The following is a 3,665-nucleotide window of genomic DNA, read 5'->3' as shown; positions in this document are numbered from 1 at the left end:
GAAATTCCTGCGGAATTTCCAACTTGGTGTGTACTTGTAAAGTTAAGTGCTAACCCACGCAACTACTCATAGCCGAGACCGTTGTGTGTCATTTGAGAAAAAATGAGAAACCATTTAATAATCTTACTTCTAATTCTAACTTCTTGCAATTCTGATAAAATTGACAAAGCAGAATTTAATGACTTTTCGGACATCAAAATTCGTTATCGAACTGGAGATGAAAGAATTGAATTTTACTCAATGGAAATTTTTAAAAGCGGAGAAAAAATAAAAGCTATTAAAAAAAGCCCGTTTTATTATTATGGTTCTGGAACTGACTCAACTTGGACAACCGAAATTGGAAAATCTGACTTAAAATTAATAACTGAATTTATAAATAAAGCCAAATCGATTAAAGATACTTGTTCGTTTAATTCTTCATCAATTGATTACTACGATATAAAAACCAATGGAAAAGAAATTAAAATCGTTGGGAATTGTGAGTGGAACGGAATTGACTACGATAGTTTGGAAAGTAAAATATTTAAACACAAGTTTATTGAATTAGAGAAAAAACGAAAAATCGTAGCTGATTCTTTGGCAAGGAGTTTTAATGGAATTTGGGACGTTTCTGGTTGGGAAAATGGAGTTCTAAAAAATCGGAATTTAGTTTTGACAAGAACAACAGAAAAGGAACCCAAAATTGACGGAATTTATCGCTGGACTTTTGAAAAGGAAAAAGAAGCGGAATTCAAAGAAAAATTAGACATCGACGAAGGAAGTACATTAATCGAAATTGGAGCTTCGACATATAAAGTACTGAATATCGAAAATGACAAAATTGAATTAAAATATTTGTGGTAAAAAAAAACGCCACACAACAACGGCTATAATTCATTGCGGCTGAATTCCTAATCGGAATTCAACGCAATTTTGCTATCTTTCGGCTACGGCGGAAAGAATCCTGCGGATTTTTCCGCAACGAAATCATAGCCAAAATTGTAAGCAATTTGAGAAAACCGTGAACGACAAGACAAACATATTCATAAAAAAGGCAATTTCGATTCACGGAAAGCAATATGATTACTCGAAATCTGAATATAAAAATGTTGATTCTAAACTCGAAATAATTTGTAAAATTCCTGAACACGGAACATTTTTCCAAACACCTTACAAACATTTAAACAGAAAACAAGGTTGTCCGATTTGTGGAATTGAAAAGTCTAAAAGTAAACGAACAAAGCCTTTTTCAAAATTTCTCGCTCAAGCAATTAAAATTCACGGAAAAAAATACGACTATTCAAAAGCGGAATTAGATTATAAAGGTGCATTTTCCAAAATAACAATTACTTGTAAAAAGCACGGAGATTTTCTACAAACACCAGACAATCACGTTAACGATAGTAAAGGTTGTTATCAATGTGGTTTAGAAAGTCATTCATTATTATTTTCTCGAACGCAACAGGAGTTTATTGCATTAGCAAAAGAAGTTCACGGAAATAAATACGACTACTCGTTGACGGAATATAAAGGTGCAGATAAAAAAGTAACTATTATTTGTAAAGAACACGGAAAGTGGAAACAATTTGCTTCTTCACATTTAAAAGGACACAATTGTCCAAGCTGTACGGGAAATTCAGGATTAACAAAAGAAGAATTTGTTGAAAAAGCAATTAAACAACACGGAGAGATTTATAATTACGATAAAGTTAATTATGTAAACGCTCATCAAAAAGTAAAAATTGAATGTCCAGTTCACGGATTTTTTAAACAAGCACCAACTGACCATATTTATTCGAATGGAAAAGGTTGTCCTAAGTGTAAAGAAACTACAGGAGAACGAAAGATAAGGCTCTATTTAGAAAGTCAAGGAATAAATTACAAATACCAAAAAAGGTTTAAAGATTGTAATCATAAAACAACATTGCCATTTGACTTTTATTTACCAGAATCAAAAACACTTATTGAATTTGACGGAATACAACATTTTGAACCAGTTTCAATTTGGGGCGGAGAAAAAGCCTTAAAATCACAACAAAAAAGAGACGAAATCAAAAATGATTTTGCTTTAGAAAATAATTATAAATTAATAAGAATAAATTACTTGGAATTAGAAAAAATCGAACATATATTAAACTCTGAAATAAAAACTGCTTACAACAATGGCTATAAGTAATTGCTTGTTCTCGCCTACTTCTGAAAATCCTTGCGGATTTTCAGTTTGGTGTGTACTTGCTAAGTTAAGTGCTAAACCACGCAACTACTCATAGCCGAGACCGTTACCTGTAAGCCAAGAACAATAATTAGAATCAAAATAAATGATAGAAAAAAACATAGGATTTATTAAACAAATAATTGAAGAAGGTATTCCAGTTCATAAATTTTTAGGACTAAAATTATTGGAACTTGAAAAAGGGTTTGTAAAAGTTAAAGTTCCCTTTAGAGATGAAATTGTTGGAGATATGAGAACAAACAGGTGGCACGGAGGAATTATTGCTACAATAATGGACTCTGTTGGTGGTATTGCAGGAAGCACTCACTTTACGTCATTGGAAGATAAATTAGTAACTATTGATTTAAGAATAGATTATTTAAAAGGTGCTGAAGCATCTGAAATAATTGTGGAAGGTAAAATAGTTAGGTTAGGTAATAGAATACTTGTAACGAAAATGAAAGCCTTTCAGAATGATGAATTAATTGCAGAAGGAAAAGGCGTATATAATTTCATACGAATTAACAAATCAACGGAAAAATAGGAACTGAAACAAAATAGCCTACAGGTAACAAAGTGTAAAAATAATAAGGGTTTTAGTGCTTATCCCAAAGTGAAGTGCATTTTACAAAGTCCGCAAAATTTACAATTTTGCATGTCTATTAATTAAAGAAAAAATTGCAAATTTGGCTAAGTGATAAATTGAAAGTTCAGTCCTTCGAAATCCCTTACTATTCTTACACAAACCGTTGGCACCAATAAAAAACTGAAACTGAAAATTGTACTTTAAAGAAATAAATATACCTGAATTGAGTTCTGAAAAAATAGAACGAAACATTAGATTATTGTCATTAAAGAGACATACATCTTTAGATTTTAAATATGTTTCAACTTATATAAATGAACCGAATAAATTCTTTTTAGGTTATGAAAATAAAAACCGAATTGACTTGTTGAGAATTTCATCACCTTTTGAGAAATTGCTTCCGAAAATGATTGTGACTTTTGAGAAGAATAATTTCAAAAGCTATAAATTGAGATTTAAGCTAATCTCAATGATTTTAATTATTCTTTTGACAACTGCATTGGTTCTGAATATATTTTACTCAATAAAATCCGGAAAATTAGAAAGTGATTTTATATTAATTCTATTTATAAATCTGACTTTTTATTTACTTGCTTTTGTGGAATATAAACTTGTGAATAAAAAAATTGAAAAAGCAATAAATTGGAATAAATGAAACAGCACGAAAAAAAATACTGGTGCCAACACTGTATAAAATTAATTGCTATTTTAGTGCTTAAACAAAGTTAGTTGCATTTTTGCTACTTCTGATTTTCCTACGGAAAATCCTCGCACACAAAAACGCAACTAATCTTATACGAAAAACGTTGTGCGTCATATAACCAAAACCGAGAAATGGCAGTTCCAAAAAATAAGAACGAATTGATTTTTGAAATTGAGAACAACTAT

General features: G+C 30.6%; 4 protein-coding genes. All 4 read left to right on the top strand.

What is annotated here, in order from left to right; translation table 11 throughout:
- The first annotated feature begins 240 nt into the window (after positions 1-240).
- Positions 241-843 (top strand): hypothetical protein, encoded by a 603-nt coding sequence (locus WA340_RS03815; RefSeq protein ID WP_336127354.1) that lies wholly within the window; start codon positions 241-243, stop codon positions 841-843.
- Positions 844-1,000: 157 nt separating this feature from the next.
- Positions 1,001-2,155 (top strand): hypothetical protein, encoded by a 1,155-nt coding sequence (locus WA340_RS03810; RefSeq protein ID WP_336127353.1) that lies wholly within the window; start codon positions 1,001-1,003, stop codon positions 2,153-2,155.
- Between the two features lie 142 nt (positions 2,156-2,297).
- Positions 2,298-2,735: a PaaI family thioesterase gene (locus WA340_RS03805; protein WP_028284032.1), complete on the top strand. Its 438-nt coding sequence runs from the start codon at positions 2,298-2,300 to the stop codon at positions 2,733-2,735.
- Between the two features lie 235 nt (positions 2,736-2,970).
- A complete protein-coding gene (locus WA340_RS03800; protein ID WP_336127350.1) occupies positions 2,971-3,432 on the top strand; it encodes a hypothetical protein in 462 nt (153 codons plus the stop codon).
- Positions 3,433-3,665: the final 233 nt, after the last annotated feature.

Origin of the sequence: Mesoflavibacter sp. CH_XMU1422-2 (assembly GCF_037029245.1) — a bacterium.
GTDB lineage: Bacteria > Bacteroidota > Bacteroidia > Flavobacteriales > Flavobacteriaceae > Mesoflavibacter > Mesoflavibacter zeaxanthinifaciens.
This window is presented reverse-complemented; position numbering and strand designations above follow the sequence as displayed.